This is a genomic window from Ruegeria alba, assembly GCF_022321465.1.
Taxonomy (GTDB): Bacteria; Pseudomonadota; Alphaproteobacteria; order Rhodobacterales; family Rhodobacteraceae; genus Ruegeria_B; species Ruegeria_B alba.
On sequence record NZ_JAKOEM010000007.1, the window covers coordinates 19,686 to 38,101 of the forward strand.

The 18,416-nt window shown below is 63.2% G+C and carries 18 protein-coding genes; 10 read left to right on the plus strand and 8 right to left on the minus strand.

The window, feature by feature from the left end; all coding sequences use genetic code 11:
• Positions 1 to 24: 24 nt before the first annotated feature.
• Together MB818_RS09995 and pncA are read right to left on the minus strand one after the other, a co-directional pair.
• A complete protein-coding gene (locus tag MB818_RS09995; protein ID WP_238904965.1) occupies positions 25 to 2,256 on the minus strand; it encodes a PAS domain-containing hybrid sensor histidine kinase/response regulator in 2,232 nt (743 codons plus the stop codon).
• Between the two features lie 78 nt (positions 2,257 to 2,334).
• Positions 2,335 to 2,925 carry a bifunctional nicotinamidase/pyrazinamidase gene (gene pncA, locus MB818_RS10000; RefSeq protein WP_238904967.1) on the minus strand — a complete coding sequence of 197 codons (591 nt, stop codon included), beginning with the start codon at positions 2,923 to 2,925 and terminating at the stop codon, positions 2,335 to 2,337.
• Positions 2,926 to 3,072: 147 nt separating this feature from the next.
• Here pncA and MB818_RS10005 point away from each other — a divergent pair, with 147 nt between their 5' ends.
• The 3 genes from MB818_RS10005 to MB818_RS10015 all read left to right on the plus strand — a co-directional run bounded on the left by MB818_RS10005 (position 3,073) and on the right by MB818_RS10015 (position 5,852).
• Positions 3,073 to 4,296 (plus strand): Hsp70 family protein, encoded by a 1,224-nt coding sequence (locus tag MB818_RS10005; RefSeq protein WP_234139241.1) that lies wholly within the window; start codon positions 3,073 to 3,075, stop codon positions 4,294 to 4,296.
• 76 nt (positions 4,297 to 4,372) lie between these two features.
• The gene (gene trhO, locus MB818_RS10010; RefSeq protein WP_234139240.1) at positions 4,373 to 5,278 is read left to right on the plus strand and encodes an oxygen-dependent tRNA uridine(34) hydroxylase TrhO; all 906 of its coding nucleotides are present in this window, start codon (positions 4,373 to 4,375) and stop codon (positions 5,276 to 5,278) included.
• Positions 5,279 to 5,345: 67 nt separating this feature from the next.
• Positions 5,346 to 5,852, plus strand: a complete 507-nt coding sequence (locus MB818_RS10015; protein ID WP_234139239.1) for a potassium channel family protein — start codon at positions 5,346 to 5,348, stop codon at positions 5,850 to 5,852.
• 7 nt (positions 5,853 to 5,859) lie between these two features.
• Here MB818_RS10015 and MB818_RS10020 read toward each other — a convergent pair whose 3' ends face one another.
• The 6 genes from MB818_RS10020 to MB818_RS10045 all read right to left on the minus strand — a co-directional run bounded on the left by MB818_RS10020 (position 5,860) and on the right by MB818_RS10045 (position 12,218).
• Positions 5,860 to 6,936, minus strand: a complete 1,077-nt coding sequence (locus tag MB818_RS10020; protein WP_238904969.1) for a DUF1513 domain-containing protein — start codon at positions 6,934 to 6,936, stop codon at positions 5,860 to 5,862.
• Positions 6,937 to 6,939: 3 nt separating this feature from the next.
• Complete coding sequence (locus MB818_RS10025; RefSeq protein WP_238904970.1) at positions 6,940 to 7,935, minus strand: imelysin family protein; 996 nt, start codon at positions 7,933 to 7,935, stop codon at positions 6,940 to 6,942.
• Position 7,936: 1 nt separating this feature from the next.
• Entirely contained in the window at positions 7,937 to 9,349 is a 1,413-nt protein-coding gene (locus MB818_RS10030; protein WP_238904972.1) for a di-heme oxidoreductase family protein, read from the minus strand.
• Between the two features lie 80 nt (positions 9,350 to 9,429).
• Positions 9,430 to 10,449, minus strand: coding sequence for a hypothetical protein (locus MB818_RS10035; protein ID WP_238904974.1), 1,020 nt, complete (start codon positions 10,447 to 10,449; stop codon positions 9,430 to 9,432).
• Between the two features lie 63 nt (positions 10,450 to 10,512).
• Complete coding sequence (locus MB818_RS10040; RefSeq protein WP_238904976.1) at positions 10,513 to 11,775, minus strand: imelysin family protein; 1,263 nt, start codon at positions 11,773 to 11,775, stop codon at positions 10,513 to 10,515.
• A gap of 113 nt (positions 11,776 to 11,888) precedes the next feature.
• Positions 11,889 to 12,218: a hypothetical protein gene (locus MB818_RS10045; RefSeq protein WP_234139233.1), complete on the minus strand. Its 330-nt coding sequence runs from the start codon at positions 12,216 to 12,218 to the stop codon at positions 11,889 to 11,891.
• Positions 12,219 to 12,401: 183 nt separating this feature from the next.
• Between MB818_RS10045 and betB the strand changes: the two genes are divergently transcribed.
• The 7 genes from betB (at position 12,402) to hpf (ending at position 18,379) form a co-directional block, all read left to right on the plus strand.
• On the plus strand, positions 12,402 to 13,856 hold the full coding sequence (betB, locus tag MB818_RS10050) for a betaine-aldehyde dehydrogenase (protein WP_238904978.1): 1,455 nt from the start codon (positions 12,402 to 12,404) through the stop codon (positions 13,854 to 13,856).
• A 266-nt stretch (positions 13,857 to 14,122) separates the two neighbouring features.
• Positions 14,123 to 14,737, plus strand: a complete 615-nt coding sequence (locus tag MB818_RS10055) for a ribonuclease D (RefSeq protein WP_234139231.1) — start codon at positions 14,123 to 14,125, stop codon at positions 14,735 to 14,737.
• Positions 14,734 to 15,702 (plus strand): KpsF/GutQ family sugar-phosphate isomerase, encoded by a 969-nt coding sequence (locus tag MB818_RS10060; RefSeq protein WP_238904980.1) that lies wholly within the window; start codon positions 14,734 to 14,736, stop codon positions 15,700 to 15,702. Before MB818_RS10055 ends, MB818_RS10060 begins: the two co-directional genes overlap by 4 nt.
• A gap of 3 nt (positions 15,703 to 15,705) precedes the next feature.
• Positions 15,706 to 16,314 carry an LptA/OstA family protein gene (locus MB818_RS10065; protein ID WP_234139229.1) on the plus strand — a complete coding sequence of 203 codons (609 nt, stop codon included), beginning with the start codon at positions 15,706 to 15,708 and terminating at the stop codon, positions 16,312 to 16,314.
• Positions 16,315 to 16,317: 3 nt separating this feature from the next.
• Positions 16,318 to 16,809 carry an LptA/OstA family protein gene (locus MB818_RS10070; RefSeq protein ID WP_238904982.1) on the plus strand — a complete coding sequence of 164 codons (492 nt, stop codon included), beginning with the start codon at positions 16,318 to 16,320 and terminating at the stop codon, positions 16,807 to 16,809.
• Positions 16,809 to 17,567, plus strand: a complete 759-nt coding sequence (gene lptB / locus MB818_RS10075; protein ID WP_234139227.1) for an LPS export ABC transporter ATP-binding protein — start codon at positions 16,809 to 16,811, stop codon at positions 17,565 to 17,567. Before MB818_RS10070 ends, lptB begins: the two co-directional genes overlap by 1 nt.
• Before the next feature lie 248 nt (positions 17,568 to 17,815).
• The gene (hpf, locus tag MB818_RS10080; RefSeq protein WP_234139226.1) at positions 17,816 to 18,379 is read left to right on the plus strand and encodes a ribosome hibernation-promoting factor, HPF/YfiA family; all 564 of its coding nucleotides are present in this window, start codon (positions 17,816 to 17,818) and stop codon (positions 18,377 to 18,379) included.
• The last annotated feature ends 37 nt before the right edge of the window (positions 18,380 to 18,416 follow it).

The window sequence follows — 18,416 nt, forward strand, 5'->3', positions numbered from 1 at the left end:
TCGCCCGGTCGCGGCTGCGCTTGATCAACCCGAAGCCTTCATTCTTGTCGCGTCCCGCGGTGGCAGATGGTTCAGCAGACAGCGAAACAGATCGGCCCTTCCCACAGGTTTGCTGAGGAAGTCGTCCATCCCCGCTGCAAGACAAGCAGCGCGATCACTGTCAAAGGTATTTGCGGTCAACGCGACAATCAGCGGCTGCGCCCCCTTTGATGCCCGGATCTGGCTGGTCGCCTCGATCCCGCTCATCACCGGCATCGACATATCCATAAAGACGATATCCGGTTCTTGCCGCGTTGCCATCGCAACCGCCTGCTGACCGTCATGGGCGAAATCCAGACGGATCGGAAGATCGGCCAGGAACTTGCCCATCAAAAGGCGATTGACCCGGTTGTCATCGGCAACCAACACCGATAATCCGCGCAACCGATCTAGCTCGTCAGGCGACAGGGTCTGGGTGTCCGCATCTGCACCTGGATCGCCAGGTGGTCCGAGTGGCAGGCGAAGTGTGAAACACGATCCCTGACCCAGCGTGGACTCGACCGTGATCCGGCCTCCCATCAGGACAACCAGCTCGCGTGAAATCGTCAATCCCAGGCCGGTTCCACCATAGAGCCGCGTGGTATCGGTATCAGCCTGCGAGAACCGTTCGAACACTCGCTCGATCTTGTCTGCGGCGATGCCGATTCCACTATCCTCGACCACGATGACAAATAGGTGTCCAGGTTCCTGCGCATCGGCCCGCACGCGCAGGGTCACACCGCCGCGCTCGGTAAATTTAATCGCATTGCCAAGCAGGTTGATCAGAACCTGACGCAACCGGCCATCGTCGCCATGCACCAACGGCGGCACGTCCGTCTCTGTTTCAAGAGCCAGCTTCAGCCCTTTTGCCCGGGCCTGCGGTTGCAAAAGCCGGAGCGTCTCTTCAAGGCAGGCCTTGGGATCGAAATTCACGGGATGCAGTTCCATCTTGCGGGCATCCAGGCGCGAAAGCTCAAGCACGTCGTTAATGATCGCCAGCAGCGCCGTCGAGGAACTTCGGATCGTGCTTACATATTGTCGCTGCTCCTCCGACAACTCGGTATCGGACAACAGCTCTGCCATACCGACGACACCATTCATCGGAGTCCTGATCTCGTGACTCATGGTGGCGAGGAATTCCGCTTTGGCACGGGCGCCTTCTTCTGCCGCAATACGCGCCGCAGCCAGTTCCTCGGCCTGTGCTTTTGCCGCTGTCACGTCTCGCTCGATGGCAACGGTGACCTCGACCCGACCGTTCTTGTCCAGAACCGGGACCAGGTTGGTTTCCATCCAGATCTCGCGCCCATCCTTGGACACGTTCAGGATCTCGGTTCGAAAAGGGCGGCCCGCTTCGACGGCTTCGGCAATTGCATTCGACACTTCAAGGTCGGTCTTCTCGCCGTTGAGCAGATCACCGGGGTAGAAGCCCTTGGCTTCGTCCACGGAATAGCCGGTGATGCGCGTGAACGTCTCGTTCGTCCAGACGATCCGACCATCGGCATCGGCCAGAATGACGCTGTCATTGGCGTTTTTGGCGACAAGCGACAACAGTTGCGCCTCTTTCTGATGCCGGACGAGGTCACGACCCTGTTCGATCAGGTCCAGCGTGGTGCGCCGGTGCTGACGAAAGCCCCAGTTCACGAAGTTCAGGAACAACCCGACCATAAAGGCCAGCATCACCGCGCCGGCCGCGTTCAGGAACAGGGCATCCCCGGCCCTGCCCGGCTTTATCGCTTCGATCAGGAAGAGGTATTGCGTGATCCCGGCGTAGACCGCCAGCCGCGCCACGGCGGCGGGGCGATGAAACGGCAGCACAAGCCCGGCATTGATGGCCGCCCCCGCCAGGAACGAGCCGATGAACAGCGGTGACACCCCGCTGCGCGCACCCGTCCATGCCAGCCAGACGCAATAGCTGATCGTCAGAGCCTGAACGAAGGCGGTGAGGGTGCTGCCGATCAGAAGCCGGCGATATCCGTACCCGTTGCGCAATCGTTCCGGCAAACGATTGAGGTAAAGACAATCTATCACCTCGCCCAACAGGGCAACGATCACCGCCAGGCTGGCGGTACGCAGCCCCTCGGTCATGGCAAGGACGAAACCACCTGCAAAAGTCATGATCTGGCGACTGGCGAAATTCTTGACCCGCCCGCGCGCGTAGCGGATCAGCAGGCCGCGCCTGCTGTATCTTCGTTCATAGTCAGATAGGTGGTCGACATCGGGCGACCCGGCAACATGCATCGGCGACCCCAAGGATAGATCATGACCTTTCGCTCCGAATCTATACCTTTCAGTCCGTTAACAAATCGCAACCGTGCCTCAGGTCAGCGTGACTCCGGCCGCCTTCATCGCGGAAACAGCCGCGGTCAGAGAGCCGTCCAGATCAATCGCGCGGCAGGCCTGCATCCGCACCTCGACGGCAAAGCCCAACCGCGCTGCATCCAATGCGGAATACTGAACGCAAAAATCGGTGGCGAGCCCGACAAGCGTCAGCCGGGTGATGCCCCGGCTGCGCAGATAGCCCTCCAGGCCCGTGGGCGTGCTGCGATCGTTTTCGAAAAATCCCGAGTAGCTGTCGATCGCGGAACGGAACCCCTTGCGCAGGATCAGGTCCGCATCGGTCCGCAGCGCCGGGTGAAACGCGGCGCCCGGGCTGCCCTGCACGCAATGGTCGGGCCACAGCACCTGCGGCCCATAGGCCATGTCGATCATCTCGAACGGAGCCTTGTCCGGATGGGACGAAGCGAAAGAGGAATGCCCAGCCGGGTGCCAATCCTGCGTCAGGATCACCGCATCGAAATCCGCCATCATGGCGTTGATCGGCGCCACCACCGCATCACCCTCGGGCACCGCCAGCGCGCCGCCGGGGCAGAAATCGTTCTGAACGTCGATCACGATCAAGCCATGCATTTGCGCCTCCCTTTTGGGGCCGAGCCTAGCGCGTGGCGTGATCGCCGAAAAGCTCCCTTTGCGCCGGGCGGTGTGCGAAAACCCCCGTTGCCTTGTCTGCCGCCCTGCGATATCCGGGCGCCTTTCGCAAAAACCGGGAGGGAAGTCATGGCACGTCTTGGCGTGGATTTCGGAACGTCGAACACGGCTGCGGGGCTGGTGCAGGCAGGACATCCCCGGGTTCTGCCGCTGGAACCGGGCGCGCAGACCCTGCCGACCGCCGTGTTCATCGACTTTGCCGCGCGCCGCTATGTCTATGGCAGCGACGCCGCCCGCGCCATGATGGACGGGCAAGAGGGCCGTTTTCTGCGCGGGCTGAAAAGCATTCTGGGCACCCCGTTGGCCCGCGAACCGCGCATGTTCCTGAACGAGCGACTGACCCTGATCGAGGTCATCGCCCGCTTTCTGGCCGAGATCCGAACGCGTGCCGAACGGCTGAGCGGAGAGCGCTTTGACCGCGCCCTGTCGGGCCGTCCGGTGCATTTCCACTCTGCCTCTGCCGAGCGCGATGCACAGGCCTGTACCGACCTGCGCGACGCCTATCTGCTGGCCGGGTTTCGCGAGGTAAGCTTTCTGCCCGAACCCGAGGCGGCGGCGCTGGCGGTGGCGGGTCAGGGCCGCATGCTGATCGTCGATATCGGTGGTGGCACCTCGGATTTCACCCTGTGTGACCGGCAGGGCACCGCCACCCGGATGCTGGCCAGCCGGGGCCTGCGCATCGGCGGCACCGATTTCGACCGGATACTCAGCCTTGATCACGCCATGCCCTTGATGGGGTACGAGACCCGGATCGGGGCAGAGCTGGGCGAGGCCAGCCACAGCGCCCCCCGGGCCCTGTTCCACGATCTGGCCAGCTGGGAAAAGATCGCCTTTGTCTATGACCCTGCCACCCTGCGCGAGGTGCGGCGCTGGGTCCGTCTGGCCGAACAGCCCCGCCTGTTCGAACGGCTGGCCGATGTGCTGGAATCGCATCTGGGCCATGACGTGGCCTATGCGGTCGAGGCGGGCAAGATCGCCGCAAATGGGGCCGAGGCGGGCCGCATCGCGCTGGATATCGTCGAACGTGGGCTGGGCGCCGATCTGAGCAATGCGGCGATGCAGGCGGCATTGGCCGGTTACGCCGATGATATCGCCACCTGCGCCATGCAGACGGTACAAGATGCGGGTGTTGCCCCGGACAGCGTCGATCAGGTCGTGTTTGTCGGCGGCTCCAGCCTGATGGGGGTGATCCGCGCCGCGCTGGGGCGCGTCCTGCCGGGCGCCCAACAACAGGATTCCGAAGTATTCACCGCCGTGGTTCACGGCCTCGCACTGGCCAGCGAAGACCAATAAAACAACATCGAAAACGCATGTTTCACCCCTTGCCGCGCCTCTTGAAATCGGGCGCGGCGCGGCGTATGGCGCGGGCATGTACACGATCGCCGCACTCTACCACTTCACCCGGTTCGCCGACCCGGCCACCCTGAAACCCGCCCTGCTTGACCTGTGTCTGGCGCAGGGGGTCAAGGGCACGCTGCTGCTGGCCAAAGAGGGGATCAACGGCACCATCGCCGGACCGCGCGCCGGGATCGACGCGGTGCTGGCCCACATCCGCGCCTTGCCGGGTTGCTCTGATCTTGAGTGGAAAGAGGCGACCAGCGACCACCCGCCCTTTGGCAAGATGAAGGTGCGGCTGAAGCAAGAGATCGTCACCATGGGCCAGCCGGATGTCGACCCGCGCGCGCGCGTCGGCCACTATGTCGAGCCTGAGGATTGGAACGACCTGATCCGCTCGGAAGATGTGGTGCTGATCGACACCCGCAACGATTACGAGGTCGCCATCGGCACCTTCGAAGGCGCCATCGACCCGATGACCGAAAGCTTTCGCGACTTTCCCGCCTGGTGGGAAGCCAACAAGGAGCGGTTCCACAACAAGCGGGTGGCGATGTTCTGCACCGGCGGCATCCGCTGCGAGAAATCGACCAACTACCTGCTGGGTCAGGGGGTCGAGGATGTCTATCACCTCAAGGGCGGCATCCTGCGCTATCTCGAAGAGATACCCGCCGACAACAGCACCTGGCAGGGCGAATGTTTCGTCTTCGACAACCGGGTCTCGGTCGGGCATGGGCTGGTCGAGGGGCCGCACGAGCTGTGCCATGGCTGCCGCCGTCCGATCCTGCCCGAGGATCGCAATCGCCCGGAATACGAGCATGGGGTCAGCTGCCACCTGTGCATCGACGAGACCTCGGAGGCTGACAAGATGCGGTTCCGAGAGCGGCAGAAACAGATCGCCCTGGCCCGTGCGCGGGGCGAGGAGCATCTTGCCTCGCATTAAGCTTCTGAATGCTTGCTTGAACTCGGCCGGCAAGAGATGATCGAAGCCGGAAATCGAGGAACAGCACATGACCAAACCGCACTCCCTGACGCGCGAGTGGCGCGGCACCATGATCGCCGCGGCCGGAATGGTCATCGTCAGCAGCTTGGCCTTCCGTATCCTGTCACAGGTAGACGAAGGGGTCGCGGGCGGGACCTTGGGTTCCATTTCCACGATCGTTCTGGCGGCATGGCTGCTGATGCAGCTTTGGACCTATGTCGTTCGGATCGGTCAGCCCAAGCATCAGGTCGTGCTGATGGGCATATCCTTCATCCAGTCCGTGCCTTTTCTCTATGCTGCCGTCTATGCGTCCTTCGGGTATTCGGACAATTGCATTATCGGAGCGCAGCGTCCCTCGGAACTGCTGTACTTCTCGTATGTCACGTTTACCACGGTCGGCTACGGCGATCTGCAACCAGTCGGGACGTGCCGTGGCCTGGCTGTAGCCGAGGCTGTGACCGGTTACATTCTGCTCGGCCTGTTTGTGTCGGCGGCGGTGGCTGTCGCCTCGCACGAAAGGAATTCCAAAGAATAACGCGGCCTCATCCTCCGTTGACCGCCACCAGGTGATTGTCCCAGGCAATCGCGGAACGGCCGGCGACCTCGCCGCCGACGCGGGTGAAGACACCGCTGCCCGACGAGGCGACCAGCGCGCCGCCGGTCACGCCCAGCCCGCAGACATCGGTGATCGCGACCCCTCCGGTGATCCGGCCCGTCGCCACATCGCTCAGTTGCACCAGCCCGCCCCGGGGGGAGGAGACCGCGACGCGCCTGCTCCCGTCGTAGAAGATGACGCTGCCGCCATAGCCGTTCATGGCGCGCATCTCTGCCTCGGACCCTGTCACCGCAATCGGCGGAGCGCCGCGCCGGTGCAGACCCAGAACCGGGCGCAAATCGCTCGCCTCGCCCTGCCACTGCATTGCAATAGCCACCAGCCCATCGGCGCGCAGATCAAGGTGACGGATCGAGTTCATCCGGTGCTCGGGAGGCATATGGGCCACCTCCAGCACCTCGCCGGACAGCGAAAGATAACTCAGGTTGGGCTGCATCACCGGCAGGTTCAGCTTGACCCGGCCGGTGTCGGGATGGGTTTCCACCCCGCCATTGGCCACCACCAGAGACTTGCCGTCCGGCATCAGGCGGATGTCATGCGGGCCGACCCCGCCTGAACCAAACTCGCCGATCCGCCGATACCCTGCGCTGGCGTCCCACAGCCCGATCCGGCCCTGTCCGGCCTCGTAATCGTTTTCGGTGGTGAACAGGGTCCGGCCCTCGGCATCAAAGGCGCCATGCCCGTAGAAATGCCGCCCCTCGGGTGCAGTCAGCCGGGCGATTTCCGCTCCACTCACACAGTTCAGCACCAACGCGAACCGACCCGGTCGGCGCGCAAAGGCCACCGCCTCGGCCCGTTCGGGATGGGCGGCGGCGGCATGGCCCCGGTCCGGGATCGGCAACTGGAACAGCGGCCTGCCATCTGTATCCAGACCATAGAGGTTATAGCTGCCATCCGCGGCGCGTCCGGCGCTCAGGAAAGCGGGCGCACCCGCATCGGCCCAACTGGCGCGCGGGGTCAGACCCGCCGCCGCCAACCCGACCAGAAATCCGCGTCGTGTGGTCATCGCTCAATCCCCGTCCAATGCGTTGAACCCGGCCGAAACCCCCAGTTCCGGCCCCAGCTCCTGCGCCACCAATTCACGGATCTCGTTGACCCGTTGTTGCAGCGCCTCGACCCGGACACGTCCGTCAGGTGTGGCGACACCAGCCAAGGCGGGATCGTCCAAGGCCGCCGTGCTGGCCAATGCACGGTCAAAGGTTGCGCCAAGCCGCTCTTGCAGCCCGGCGTCCCCCTCGGCCAGCATCAGGGCAAGCTGCTTCTGAGAGTTCAAAGCGGCGATCACCAGAGACAGGGAAAGACCTGCGCGCCAGGCCTCGGCCCGCTTTGGGCGCGGCTTGTCGAATGTCCCCATTGGCCGCCCCAGACGCAGATCGGCGGTGATCTGCAACCCGGTGCCCAGCGCCTTGAACAGCTCCTGCATCGCCTCGTCTTGGCTGCGATAGGGGCTGTCCGGCCCCGGTGCGCGCATCAGCGCCGCGTAGCGGTCATGCCAATCCGCCGCCATGGCCTGTGCCAGCCCGGCACTGTCGCGCGCGATGGCGCGGATCAGCGCGCAGCGATAGGCGTCGCTGCCCGCCGGATCCTCGTCATAGAGCAGGAACTCAAGCGCATAGAGCCCGCGCGCAGCGACCGAGACCTGGGCAAACGCCTGTGCATCCTGCACCACTGGATCCTCTGCCGCGATCAGCCCGGCCAGCGCCTTGGGGGTCATACCCCGGCTGTCGGGCCAGAAGGCCAGCGCAAAGGCGCGGTTCTCTGCCTCGGTCGGGCCAAAACGTAGGTGACTGACCCCGGCCCAGGCGCGAAGCGCGCCGTTGAGCGCCGCGCGCAAATCAGGGTCGCGCTCGTCGCACCCGACCTCGGCAGCAGCAGCCAACGATGCTGTCTCTTTCGCCAGCCGCGCGAACCCCGGTAACACATGAGAGTCAAGCACCCGACCGACCGGGTCGGCGGATGCCGTTGCGGCGACAAGGCATAGGATCAGGGCAACAAGCTGTTTCATCTCAAAGACTCTCCAGAAACCGGATCAGGGCGGTGCGGTCCTCGGGCGTCAGATCAATCACACGATCGCGCTGCGCCGCTGCTTCGCCCCCGTGCCAAAGCACCGCCTCTAGCAATGTGCGCGCGCGACCGTCATGCAGGAAACGCGCCTCTCCGCTGACCTGTTCGGTCAGGCCGATCCCCCAGAGCGGTGCCGTGCGCCATTCGCGCCCGGTGGCCACACCGTGCGGCAACCCGTCAGCCAGCCCGTCGCCCATGTCATGCAGCAACAGATCGGTATAGGGCCAGATCAGCTGAAAGCTCTGTTCTGGTTGGTCTGTCAATCGGGCGGTCACATGTTTGGGCACATGGCAGGCCGGGCAGCCGATGCTGTAGAACACCCGCTTGCCCCGCAACACCTCAGGGTCATCCACATCCCGCCGCGCCGGAACCGCAAGGTTGCGGCTGTAAAACGCGGTCAACCCCAGCGCCGGGCCATCGATCTCGGTGCCGCGCAGATCGCCATTGCCATGAGGAGCATTCCGGCATTCCACCTGCAACGCGGTGCAGTCGCCCCACGGCGCGGGCAGCAGTGGCGAGGAGATGCCGATATCCGAGGCAAAGGCGGCTGCCGACTGGTCAAGGACCGTGGCCGCGCCCGCCTTCCACCCGAACCGGCCCAGCGCCTCCTGCCCGGTCTCCAGATCAACTACCCGGTTGGGTCGCCCCGATATGCCGTCGCCATCCCGGTCGTCCGGATCGGCATATGCCAATATCTCCGCCTCGGGGATCGCCTCGAGCAGGCCCAGCCCGATCATCTGAGGCGCCAGCCGGGCGCTAAGTGCGCTATCAGGGTGCAGCGCCCCCTGCATGGCGTCCAATCGATAATCGGGTCTGTGCAAGACCGCCACTTCGCCGCCATTCAGAGCCACCTCTGTCTCGGTATATGTCATCCTGACGCTTGCCTCGGGCCGCAAGCGGGGAACGGCACTGTCCTGTATCTGAAGACCGAACAGCGGATAGGGCAACACCCCGTCGTCCCGGACCCTGCCCACCCGCAGCACCAGCCCCGGTCCGCCCGTGGGCAGGCCGCGCCCGTCGCGGATATGGCAGGCCTGACAGCTGCGCGCGTTGTAAAGCGGCCCCAGCCCGTCGGACGCTTTGGTCGAGGCGGGAGAGGCCACCCAGAGCTTGTCGAACAGGGCCTGACCCAGGTGAAAATCAAGCTCTCGCTCGAAACTCATATTGGCCGAAGGGCGCGAGAACGCCTCGCGCCCGAGATCCCCAGAGACGGTAGCCGCCCCACCGGGCAACTGCTCGAATGCTTCCGCCGCTGTAAACCCGGTTGTCGGGGCGGTGACCGCCTCGATCCGCCTGCGTTCGGATTCTGAACGGGTCTGGCCCTCGGCCACCGGAGCGAGCAAGGCAAACGCCATCGCGAGCGGCAAGACAAGAAGACCCCGGCATCGGGAGGGGATCACCCGGCACATCTTGACAATATGAGGTCCTCTTCCGGTCATACACCCAACGCGATCTCGAAGTTCACACCAAAGACATGATCCACTGCCCCTGCCTCTTCGATCCGTGCCAATGCAGCACCGACAAGGTAGCGTTCACCAAACTCGTATTCGGCGCCGACCGAGAAAAGTTCGGTCAGGCCGGTGCTGTCGATATCACGCCGGGCATAGGTGCCCGACAGGGTGACGTCGCCCAGCGTATAGGCAGCGTTGAGCGTGGCATAGGTGGCATCGTCGGCGGTGCCGCCATAGCCGCTGAAACTGGCCACTTCGGCAAACAGGTCGAGCGGCATGTTATGAAACGAATGAAATACACTGGCCACCACGCCGTTTTCGGATTTCACGTCACCAGCGCCCCGGCTGAGATGGCGCACACCCAGTCGCAGCTCGGTCTCGCCAAAGGATTTGATCCAGGTGAGCGCACCGTTATCGAGCCGCCCGGTATTGCCCGCGCCTCCAGCTGCACTGGTGTTGCGACCCCGGCGGAACCCGGCAGACCGGCTGAGCGCGGTGTCATCGGCATAGAACAGACCCGCATGCAGCATTCCCGCGGCGCCAAGATCAACGGCGACCAGAGCACCCAGCTGCTCGGTCAACTCATAGTCCTCGGCCAGATCGGCGGCAAAGAACCCCGCCGTCTGATCCCAGCCGATGCCGAAAACAGGCGAGACCTTGCCCAGTTGGAAGCTGGCCGCGCCGGTGTCAAACTGCACGCCGAGTTCTTTGATATAGAGACCCCAGTCGGTGAAATACCGGTCACCCGGAACCGGGTCATTCAGACTCTCCCCCGTCAGCGCAGCAAAGACGCTGATGGTGTCGTTGAACCGATAGGCGCCCGACAGGTCCAGCGTGCCGGTGGCGGCACCGAATTCATTGCCCGGCGTGTCCGATTTGAAAATGCGGGCATATTCCAGCTCCAGCGAGCCTTCCCAGGTGAAGCCAGGCGCCTCTTGCGCCTGCGTTGCTCCCGCAAAAAGCATGGCGACGCCGGTCAGCGCCGCAAGATGTTTGTAAGTCATGATGCTACTTTCTTGGATGAGCAGCTTGGCGGGCATGTGTCGCTTGCTGTGCTGAGGATGGGGTTAGTGAAACACAGCGCCGGGGTTATCGAGTGACTCCGAGCCTTCGAAGGCGATATCGTCGAGGCCCAGCACCGGGAACAGGCGCTGGAACGAACGGGCCTGTTCGATCAGCCCGTCGACGCCCGCCATGATCAGCGCCTCGCCCTCGGCATTGCCGCGCGCCAGCATCTGGTCATAGGCGAACCCGCCCTCGGCGGCGTTGCGGATGGCGCCCAGCGCCTCCATCGTGATGTCGAGCCTGTCCTTGACCTCGGCATCCAGCGCCGGGTCGGCATCGGCCACCAGATCAGACAGCGATGCGCCCGAGATCACCGTGCCGTCAACACGGGTATAGCTGCCCAGATAGACGTTCCGGATACCCAACCCATCGAAATAGTGGCTGTTATGCGTGTTGTCCGAGAAACAGTCATGCTCTTCTTCGGGATCGTTCAGCAACAGGCCCAGCCGCATGCGTTCACCCGCTTGCTCGCCATAGCTGAGACTGCCCATGCCGGTCAGTATTGCCACCAGCCCGGCGCTCTCGTCCGCCAGGACCGACGCACGTGCGTCGCCGCCTTGGGCCCATTGCGCGGCCATCCATTCCAGATCCGAGACCAGCAGGTCGGTGGCCGCCTGCAAATAGGCGCCACGCCGGTCGCAGTTGCCACCGGTGCAATCGGTGCCGGCCGCGTAGTCTGTCCAGGGCCGGTTGCCCGCGCCCGGGCCGGTGCCATTCAGGTCCTGACCCCAGAGCAGGAACTCGATAGCGTGATAACCGGTGGCCACATTGGCCTCGACACCGTCAGCCTCGTGCAGGGTGCCCGAGAGAAGCTCGAGCGTGATCTGGTGGGCGTCGATGGGTGTGCCGGACAGATGGAACACGGGCGTAGCGATCACGTTCAACGCAGCATAGCCGTTTTCATCGGTCGCGCCGGGGTAAGAGGCGTCGACATAGTCGATCAGACCCTCGTCCAGAGGCCAGGCATTCACCTTGCCCTCCCAATCGTCGACGATGGCATTTCCGAATCGATAGACCTCGGTCTGCTGATAAGGGTCGCGGGCAGCAAGCCAGGCCTGTTTCGCGGCCTGTAGTGTCTGGGCCGACGGGTCGGCGATCAACGCATCGACAGCGGCCTGCAGCGCGCGGGCGGTGGTCAGGCTGTCTTGATACTTGGCCTCGGCGATATCGGCATAAGTGGTCAGAACGGCGGAGCGGTCGGCCGCCCAAACAGGCGCGGAACACGAGAGAGCCAGCGCCGTAGCGGCGAGCACGCGGGTTTTCATGGCGAATATCCTTGGGATGTTGTCAGGCGCGGCTGGATCCGGCCATAAGGCCAATCTGGCTTCGCTTTTTTCTGACTAAATCTGTCAGATAAGTCAACACCCCTGTCCGCCGGTCACTTGTTGCGGTCGATCCAGGCCGACATTGCCGCCTTGTCATGAAAGCATTCCGGCGGCACCGCACGGCGTTTGGCCCGCGCGATCCGCTCGGCATAGGCGACCTGCTTGCCCGACGGGTACCTGTCAAACCGAGAGGTCTCGGGCGCGCGATGGGCCGAGATCCAGGCCGACAACATGCGCCGGTCGCGCTGCGCCTCAACCGGGATGTCGAGCGAGGTGCGAGCAGCGATTGAGCGCGCAAAGCGCAACTGCTTCTCGGTCACCGGCAGCAGGTGATAGTCGTTGCTGGGCCCCATCTGGGGCATGGCGTCGTAATGCTGAGTCATGGCATCCACCCTCCACGTTCCATAGAACCAATATAGAACATTTAGGGAACATTTTCAACTCCGCCCATCTTTTCCACAGCTCCGTTCGTCTGAATCTTTTTTTATTGACTGGCCAATCAAACAACTCGTAGAAGATCCGCGACGACTCCCCAACATCTCCGGCACCGCATCAAAGGACGCATCATGAAGTTCCAGCCTCAAGCGAGCCATTTCATCAATGGCGCCTATGTCGAGGACACGGCGGGCGCCGTGATCGACGTGATCTATCCGGCCACCGGCGAAGTGATTGCCCGGCTGCATTCGGCCACGCCCGCGATCATCGATCAGGCGCTTGAGGCCGCGCGACAGGCGCAGGCGCAATGGGCTGCAATGACCGGAACCGAGCGTGGGCGCATCCTGCGCCGTGCCGCCGATATCATGCGGGACCGCAACCATGATCTGTCGGTGATCGAGACCCATGACACCGGCAAACCCATTCAGGAAACCACCGTGGCCGATGCCACCTCGGGCGCCGATGCACTGGAGTATTTCGGTGGGCTGGCCGGCTCGCTGACCGGCGAGCATATCCCGCTGGGTGGCGGTGATTTCGCCTATACCATCCGCGAGCCGCTGGGCGTCTGCGTCGGTATCGGAGCCTGGAACTATCCCACCCAGATCGCCTGCTGGAAGGGTGCGCCCGCGCTGGCCTGCGGCAATACGATGGTTTTCAAGCCATCGGAAACCACCCCTCTTTCTGCCCTGAAGGTCGCCGAAATCCTCGTCGAAGCCGGGGCCCCCAAGGGCATCTACAATGTGGTTCAGGGCTATGGTGATGTCGGCGCGTCCCTGGTCACCGATCCGCGCGTGGCCAAGGTGTCGCTGACCGGTTCGGTCCCGACCGGGCGCCGGGTCTATGCCGCCGCCGCCGAAAGCATCAAACACGTGACGATGGAGCTGGGCGGCAAGTCGCCGCTGGTCGTGTTCGATGACGCCAATCTTGAAAACGCGGTCTCGGGCGCGATTCTGGGCAACTTCTATTCCTCGGGCCAGGTCTGCTCGAACGGGACCCGCGTCTTTGTGCAGAAGGGCATCAAGGAGGCGTTCCTGTCCCGCCTGTCCGAGCGTCTGGCAACCGCGGTGATCGGCGACCCGATGGACCCAGCCACCAATTTCGGCCCCATGGTCAGCGAGGCCCAGATGAACATCGTCCTGGGATATGTCGAAAAGGGCAAAGCCGAGGGCGCGCGACTGGTTCATGGCGGCACCCGGCTGGCGCGCGATGGGTTCTACATTGAACCCGCGGTGTTTGCCGATGTGACCGATGACATGACCATCGCGCGCGAAGAAATCTTTGGCCCGGTGATGTCGGTGCTCGACTTCGACACCGAAGAAGAGGTGCTGGCCCGCGCCAATGCGACCGAGTTTGGCCTCGCCGCCGGTGTCTTTACCCGTGACATCACCCGTGCGCACCGGATGGTGGCCGGGTTCGAGGCCGGCACCTGCTATATCAACACCTATAATCTGGCCCCGGTCGAGGCGCCCTTTGGCGGTTCGAAACAGTCGGGCGTGGGGCGCGAAAACTCGAAACTGGCGATCAACCACTTCTCGGAAATGAAGACGGTGTTTGTCTCGATGAACGATCTCCAGGCGCCATATTGAACGCGGCCAGCGCGCACCCTTTCCCTGCCCTCAGCGCAAGCCGCGAGGGCAGGAGCCTCCGGCGGGAGTATTTATGACCAGAAAGAAGCCGGAATGCCGCTGCTTCTTTTTGGTCATAAATACTCATTCCCCGCGCACGACCTGCGGCCCGCTGCCGCAAAAGAGCCGCCCTTGAAGCCAGCGGATTCGGCAGGCCCCCTCCCCGCAGTTGAGTTCGGCGCCCAAAGCGCCTATTTCGGGGCCAATACGGCGCAAAGGACATTTCCGTGGCAAATCACCTCTACAAGAACGACCTGCCCGACGGGCTGGATCTGGGCCCCGTGGTGGCCATCGACTGCGAGACCATGGGGCTGAACCCCCATCGCGACCGTCTTTGTGTGATCCAAATGTCGGGCGGCGACGGAAATGCCCATATCGTGCAGGTGGAAAAGGGCCAGACCGCCGCGCCCAACCTGTGCGCGATGCTCGAAAACCCCGATGTGCTGAAGCTCTTTCATTTCGGCCGTTTCGACATTGCCGCGCTCTATCACGCGTTTGGTGCCCTGACCGCGCCTGTCTATTGCACCAAGATCGCCAGCCGCCTGGTGCGTACCTATACCGACCGGCATGGCCTCAAGAACCTGTGCCAGGAACTGCTCGGGGTCGATATCTCGAAACAGCAGCAGATGAGCGACTGGGGCGCCGAGACGCTGACCGAGGCGCAGCTGGACTATGCCGCCTCCGATGTGCTCTATCTGCACCGCCTGCGCGAGGCGCTGGATGGTCGGCTGGCGCGCGAAGGCCGCGCCGATCTGGCGCAATCCTGCTTCGATTTCCTGCCCACACGGGCCCGGCTCGACCTTGTGGGCTGGCCCGAAACCGATATCTTTGCCCACTCATGACCGATCGCAGTTCTTTCATCGATACCGCGCGCCAGGTCGTGCTGGACGAGGCCCGGGCGCTTGATGCGCTATCCGAGAGCCTGGGCGACGGTTTCGCCGAGGCGGTGGAGCTGATCCTGCGCACCAAGGGGCGCGTGATCGTTTCGGGCATCGGCAAATCGGGCCATATCGGCCACAAGATCGCCGCGACGTTGGCCAGCACCGGCACGCCCGCCTATTTCGTGCACCCGGCCGAGGCCAGCCATGGCGATCTGGGAATGCTCTCCGGGGATGACGTGGTGCTGGCCATCTCGAACTCGGGCGAAGCGCCTGAACTGGCCAATCTGCTGGCCTTTACCCGCCGCTTCGGCATCCCGCTGATCGGCTTGTCGAGCAAACCCGAGAGCTCGCTGATGCAGCAGGCGGATGTGCACCTGCTGATCCCGGCGCTGGGTGAGGCCTGCGGGTTCGGCATGGTGCCGTCGATCTCGACCACGTTGACGCTGGCGATGGGCGACGCGCTGGCCATCGCGCTGATGAAGTATCGCGATTTCCGGCCCGAGAATTTCCGTGTCTTCCACCCCGGTGGCAAGCTGGGCGCGCGGTTGAGTCGGGTCTCGGACCTCATGCACGGCGGCGAGGCGGTGCCGCTGATCGCAGCCGACACCCCGATGAGTGAGGCGCTGCTGGAGATCAGCCGCAAGGGGTTTGGCGTGGTCGGGGTCACCGATGATGCTGGCCATCTGGCCGGTATCGTCACCGATGGCGACCTTCGCCGACACATGTCCGGCCTGCTGGACAAGACCGCCGCACAGGTGATGACCGCCACCCCGACCACCATTGCCCCCGACTCGCTGGCCGAGGAAGCGGTGGCGATCATGAACGCGCGCAAGATCACCTCGCTTTTCGTGGTCGATCCGGCCGAGCCGGGTATCGCGCGCGGCCTGCTGCATATCCACGACTGTCTGCGCGTCGGACTGGGCTAGGCGATGGCGGTCGACGGCTATTCCCGGGTTGTCCAATACCTCAAGGTGCTGTTGCCGCTTACGGCACTGGGCCTGCTGTCGGCCGTGTTCCTGCTGTCGTCGCGTGGGACGGATACCATTAGCCCGATCCCCTTTGCCGAAGACGAGATCGCCGACCGCACCCGCGGCCAGCAGATCACCGGCCCGTTTTTCTCGGCTGTCACCCCCAAGGGCGAACAGATTCAGGTGCAGGCAACGCTGGCCCGCCCGGGTGGCGAGAACGCGCCCGCCGAGGCCACCGACCTGATCGCCGAACTGCTTCTGCTCGGCGGCAAGCGTATCCGGCTGACCTCGGATCTGGGTACGGTTCAACTGGACAAGGATCTGGCGATTTTCACCGGCAATGTGGTCATCACCACCTCGGACGGGCTGACGGTGACCACCGATCAGCTCAACACAGGGCTGAGCGGAATATCCGGTGAAACCCCCGGCAGCGTGCGCGGAACGGGACCTATCGGAGAGTTTACAGCAGGTTCTATGCAAATGGGGGCTGAAAACGAGGACAGCCCTATCCATATTCGTTTCAAGAATGGCGTGAAGCTGTTATATGACCCCAAAGCTGCGGAAAGATAACGTGTGATCGAAATTCGTGCATTGATCCTGGGCCTCGTCCTTGCCCTTGGTGCCGTTGCGGTGCAGGCCGAGGGCACCAAGGTTGCTTTTGGCACGGTCAAGGCCGACCCGACGCTGCCGGTCGAGGTGACCGCCGACAGTCTGGATGTGAGCCAGGAGGATGGCTCGGCCGAGTTCCAGGGCAATGTGCTGGTCTCGCAGGGCGAGATGCGTCTGTCGGCCAAACGGGTGCTGGTAATCTACAACCAGGAGGCCTCGGGGATCGAGCGGCTGGAGGCAACCGGCGACGTTGTGCTGGTCAGCGGACCAGACGCCGCCCAGGCCCAGCGCGCCGATTACACCATCGGTACCGGTGTCATCGTGATGACAGGCGATGTCTTGCTGACCCAGGGCAAGAATGCGCTGAGTTCGGGCAAGATGACCGTCAACCTGACCTCGGGCACCGCCCAGATGGTCGGGCGCGTGAAAACCATCCTCAACTCGGACGGCGACTGATGAGCAAACCTCAGTTGACCGTGACCGAAGGGTCCTCGGGCCTCAGAATCGAGAAGTTACGGAAGTCTTACCGCAAGAAAACGGTGATCCGTGACGTCACTATGACGCTTGGCCGATCCGAGGTGGTGGCACTGCTGGGACCGAACGGATCTGGAAAGACGACCACCTTCTACTCGGTGGCGGGGCTGGTCTTTCCCGAGGCGGGAAAAGTCATCATCGACGGACAGAATGTGACCACCCTGCCGATGTATCGCCGCGCTCGGATGGGTATCGGCTATCTGCCGCAGGAAATGTCGATCTTTCGCGGACTCAGCGTCGAAGACAACATCCTTTCGGTGCTCGATATCACCCAGAAACACGCCCACAAGCGGCGCGAGCGGCTCGAAGAGTTGCTCTCGGATTTCTCGATCGAACACCTGCGCCGCGCCCCGGCGCTAGCGCTCTCGGGCGGTGAACGCCGCCGGGTTGAGATTGCACGCTGCCTGGCCGCCGATCCGAAATACCTGCTGCTTGACGAACCCTTTGCCGGGGTCGACCCGATCAGTGTCGGCGACATCCGGCACCTGGTCTCGGACCTCAAGACTCGGGGCATCGGCGTGCTGATTACCGACCACAATGTGCGCGAAACGCTTGAGATCGTCGACCGTGCCTATATCCTGCATGACGGGCAGGTTCTGATGTCGGGCAGCCCCGAGGAAGTGGTGGAAAACGAGAATGTCCGCCGCGTCTATCTGGGCGAGAACTTCCGCATCTCCTGAACCTTCGCAAAGACCCGCCGACTTGTGGAAATCATGTCGCGCCCGCGCGGTTGCCATTGACAGCGGGCGCGTCTCTTGCCTCAATTGGGCTATGGCAAAGCACCGGATCGAAGCTGTTTCTGGTCACCCCTTCAGAGAAGGGAACAAACAGCCGCAACCCGGCGCCGCGTCAATTCCCGTCACCCGAAAATAACAGGCAAGCCGCATTTCGCGGCGTCAATAAGGGTGAAATTTGTGAAGGAGATCACATGCGTTATCAAATCAGCGGAAAACAGATCGACATTGGTGCGGCGTTGCAAAGCCACGTTCAGACCGAACTGGGTGAGGTGGTGTCGAAATATGCGCAGCGTCCCACCGACGCTCATGTCGTGTTTTCCCGTTCGGCGCATGAATATGTATGCGAAGCCACCGTTCATCTGTCGACCGGGCTGACCGCCCAGGCCAAGGCCCACGCAACCGAGATCTATGCAGCGTTCGACAGCTGTTGCGAGAAGATGGACAAGCAGCTGCGCCGCTACAAGCGACGACTAAAGGATCACCACAAGGACCGGGCCGAGCCGGTTGAACTCTTCGGAGCCTCGTCCTATATCCTCGCCTCGGAAGAACCGGACGCGCAAAGCGAGCCCGACTCGCTGCAGCCGATGATCGTTGCCGAAATGGAGACCAAGATTCCGTCGCTGTCAGTTGGCGAGGCCGTGATGCAGATGGAACTGGCTGGTGCCCCGGTGCTGGTGTTTCGGAATGAAAGCAAGGACGGGTTGAACGTCGTGTACCGCCGCGAAGACGGCAACATCGGCTGGATCGATCCGTAATAGGCAAGACACGAACTGCGCGCGCCCGGCCACCTCG

Excerpts from the sequence above, each read along its gene's own strand:
- MB818_RS10035 (WP_238904974.1), bottom strand. The coding sequence starts at position 10,449 with ATGACTTACAAACATCTTGCGGCGCTGACCGGCGTCGCCATGCTTTTT.
- MB818_RS09995 (WP_238904965.1), bottom strand. The coding sequence starts at position 2,256 with ATGCATGTTGCCGGGTCGCCCGATGTCGACCACCTATCTGACTATGAA.
- MB818_RS10030 (WP_238904972.1), bottom strand. The coding sequence starts at position 9,349 with ATGGCGTTTGCCTTGCTCGCTCCGGTGGCCGAGGGCCAGACCCGTTCA.
- MB818_RS10025 (WP_238904970.1), bottom strand. The coding sequence starts at position 7,935 with ATGAAACAGCTTGTTGCCCTGATCCTATGCCTTGTCGCCGCAACGGCA.
- MB818_RS10015 (WP_234139239.1), top strand. The coding sequence starts at position 5,346 with ATGACCAAACCGCACTCCCTGACGCGCGAGTGGCGCGGCACCATGATC.
- trhO (WP_234139240.1), top strand. The coding sequence starts at position 4,373 with ATGTACACGATCGCCGCACTCTACCACTTCACCCGGTTCGCCGACCCG.
- MB818_RS10040 (WP_238904976.1), bottom strand. The coding sequence starts at position 11,775 with ATGAAAACCCGCGTGCTCGCCGCTACGGCGCTGGCTCTCTCGTGTTCC.
- MB818_RS10065 (WP_234139229.1), top strand. The coding sequence starts at position 15,706 with ATGGCGGTCGACGGCTATTCCCGGGTTGTCCAATACCTCAAGGTGCTG.
- hpf (WP_234139226.1), top strand. The coding sequence starts at position 17,816 with ATGCGTTATCAAATCAGCGGAAAACAGATCGACATTGGTGCGGCGTTG.
- betB (WP_238904978.1), top strand. The coding sequence starts at position 12,402 with ATGAAGTTCCAGCCTCAAGCGAGCCATTTCATCAATGGCGCCTATGTC.
- MB818_RS10060 (WP_238904980.1), top strand. The coding sequence starts at position 14,734 with ATGACCGATCGCAGTTCTTTCATCGATACCGCGCGCCAGGTCGTGCTG.
- MB818_RS10045 (WP_234139233.1), bottom strand. The coding sequence starts at position 12,218 with ATGACTCAGCATTACGACGCCATGCCCCAGATGGGGCCCAGCAACGAC.
- MB818_RS10020 (WP_238904969.1), bottom strand. The coding sequence starts at position 6,936 with ATGACCACACGACGCGGATTTCTGGTCGGGTTGGCGGCGGCGGGTCTG.
- pncA (WP_238904967.1), bottom strand. The coding sequence starts at position 2,925 with ATGCATGGCTTGATCGTGATCGACGTTCAGAACGATTTCTGCCCCGGC.
- MB818_RS10005 (WP_234139241.1), top strand. The coding sequence starts at position 3,073 with ATGGCACGTCTTGGCGTGGATTTCGGAACGTCGAACACGGCTGCGGGG.
- lptB (WP_234139227.1), top strand. The coding sequence starts at position 16,809 with ATGAGCAAACCTCAGTTGACCGTGACCGAAGGGTCCTCGGGCCTCAGA.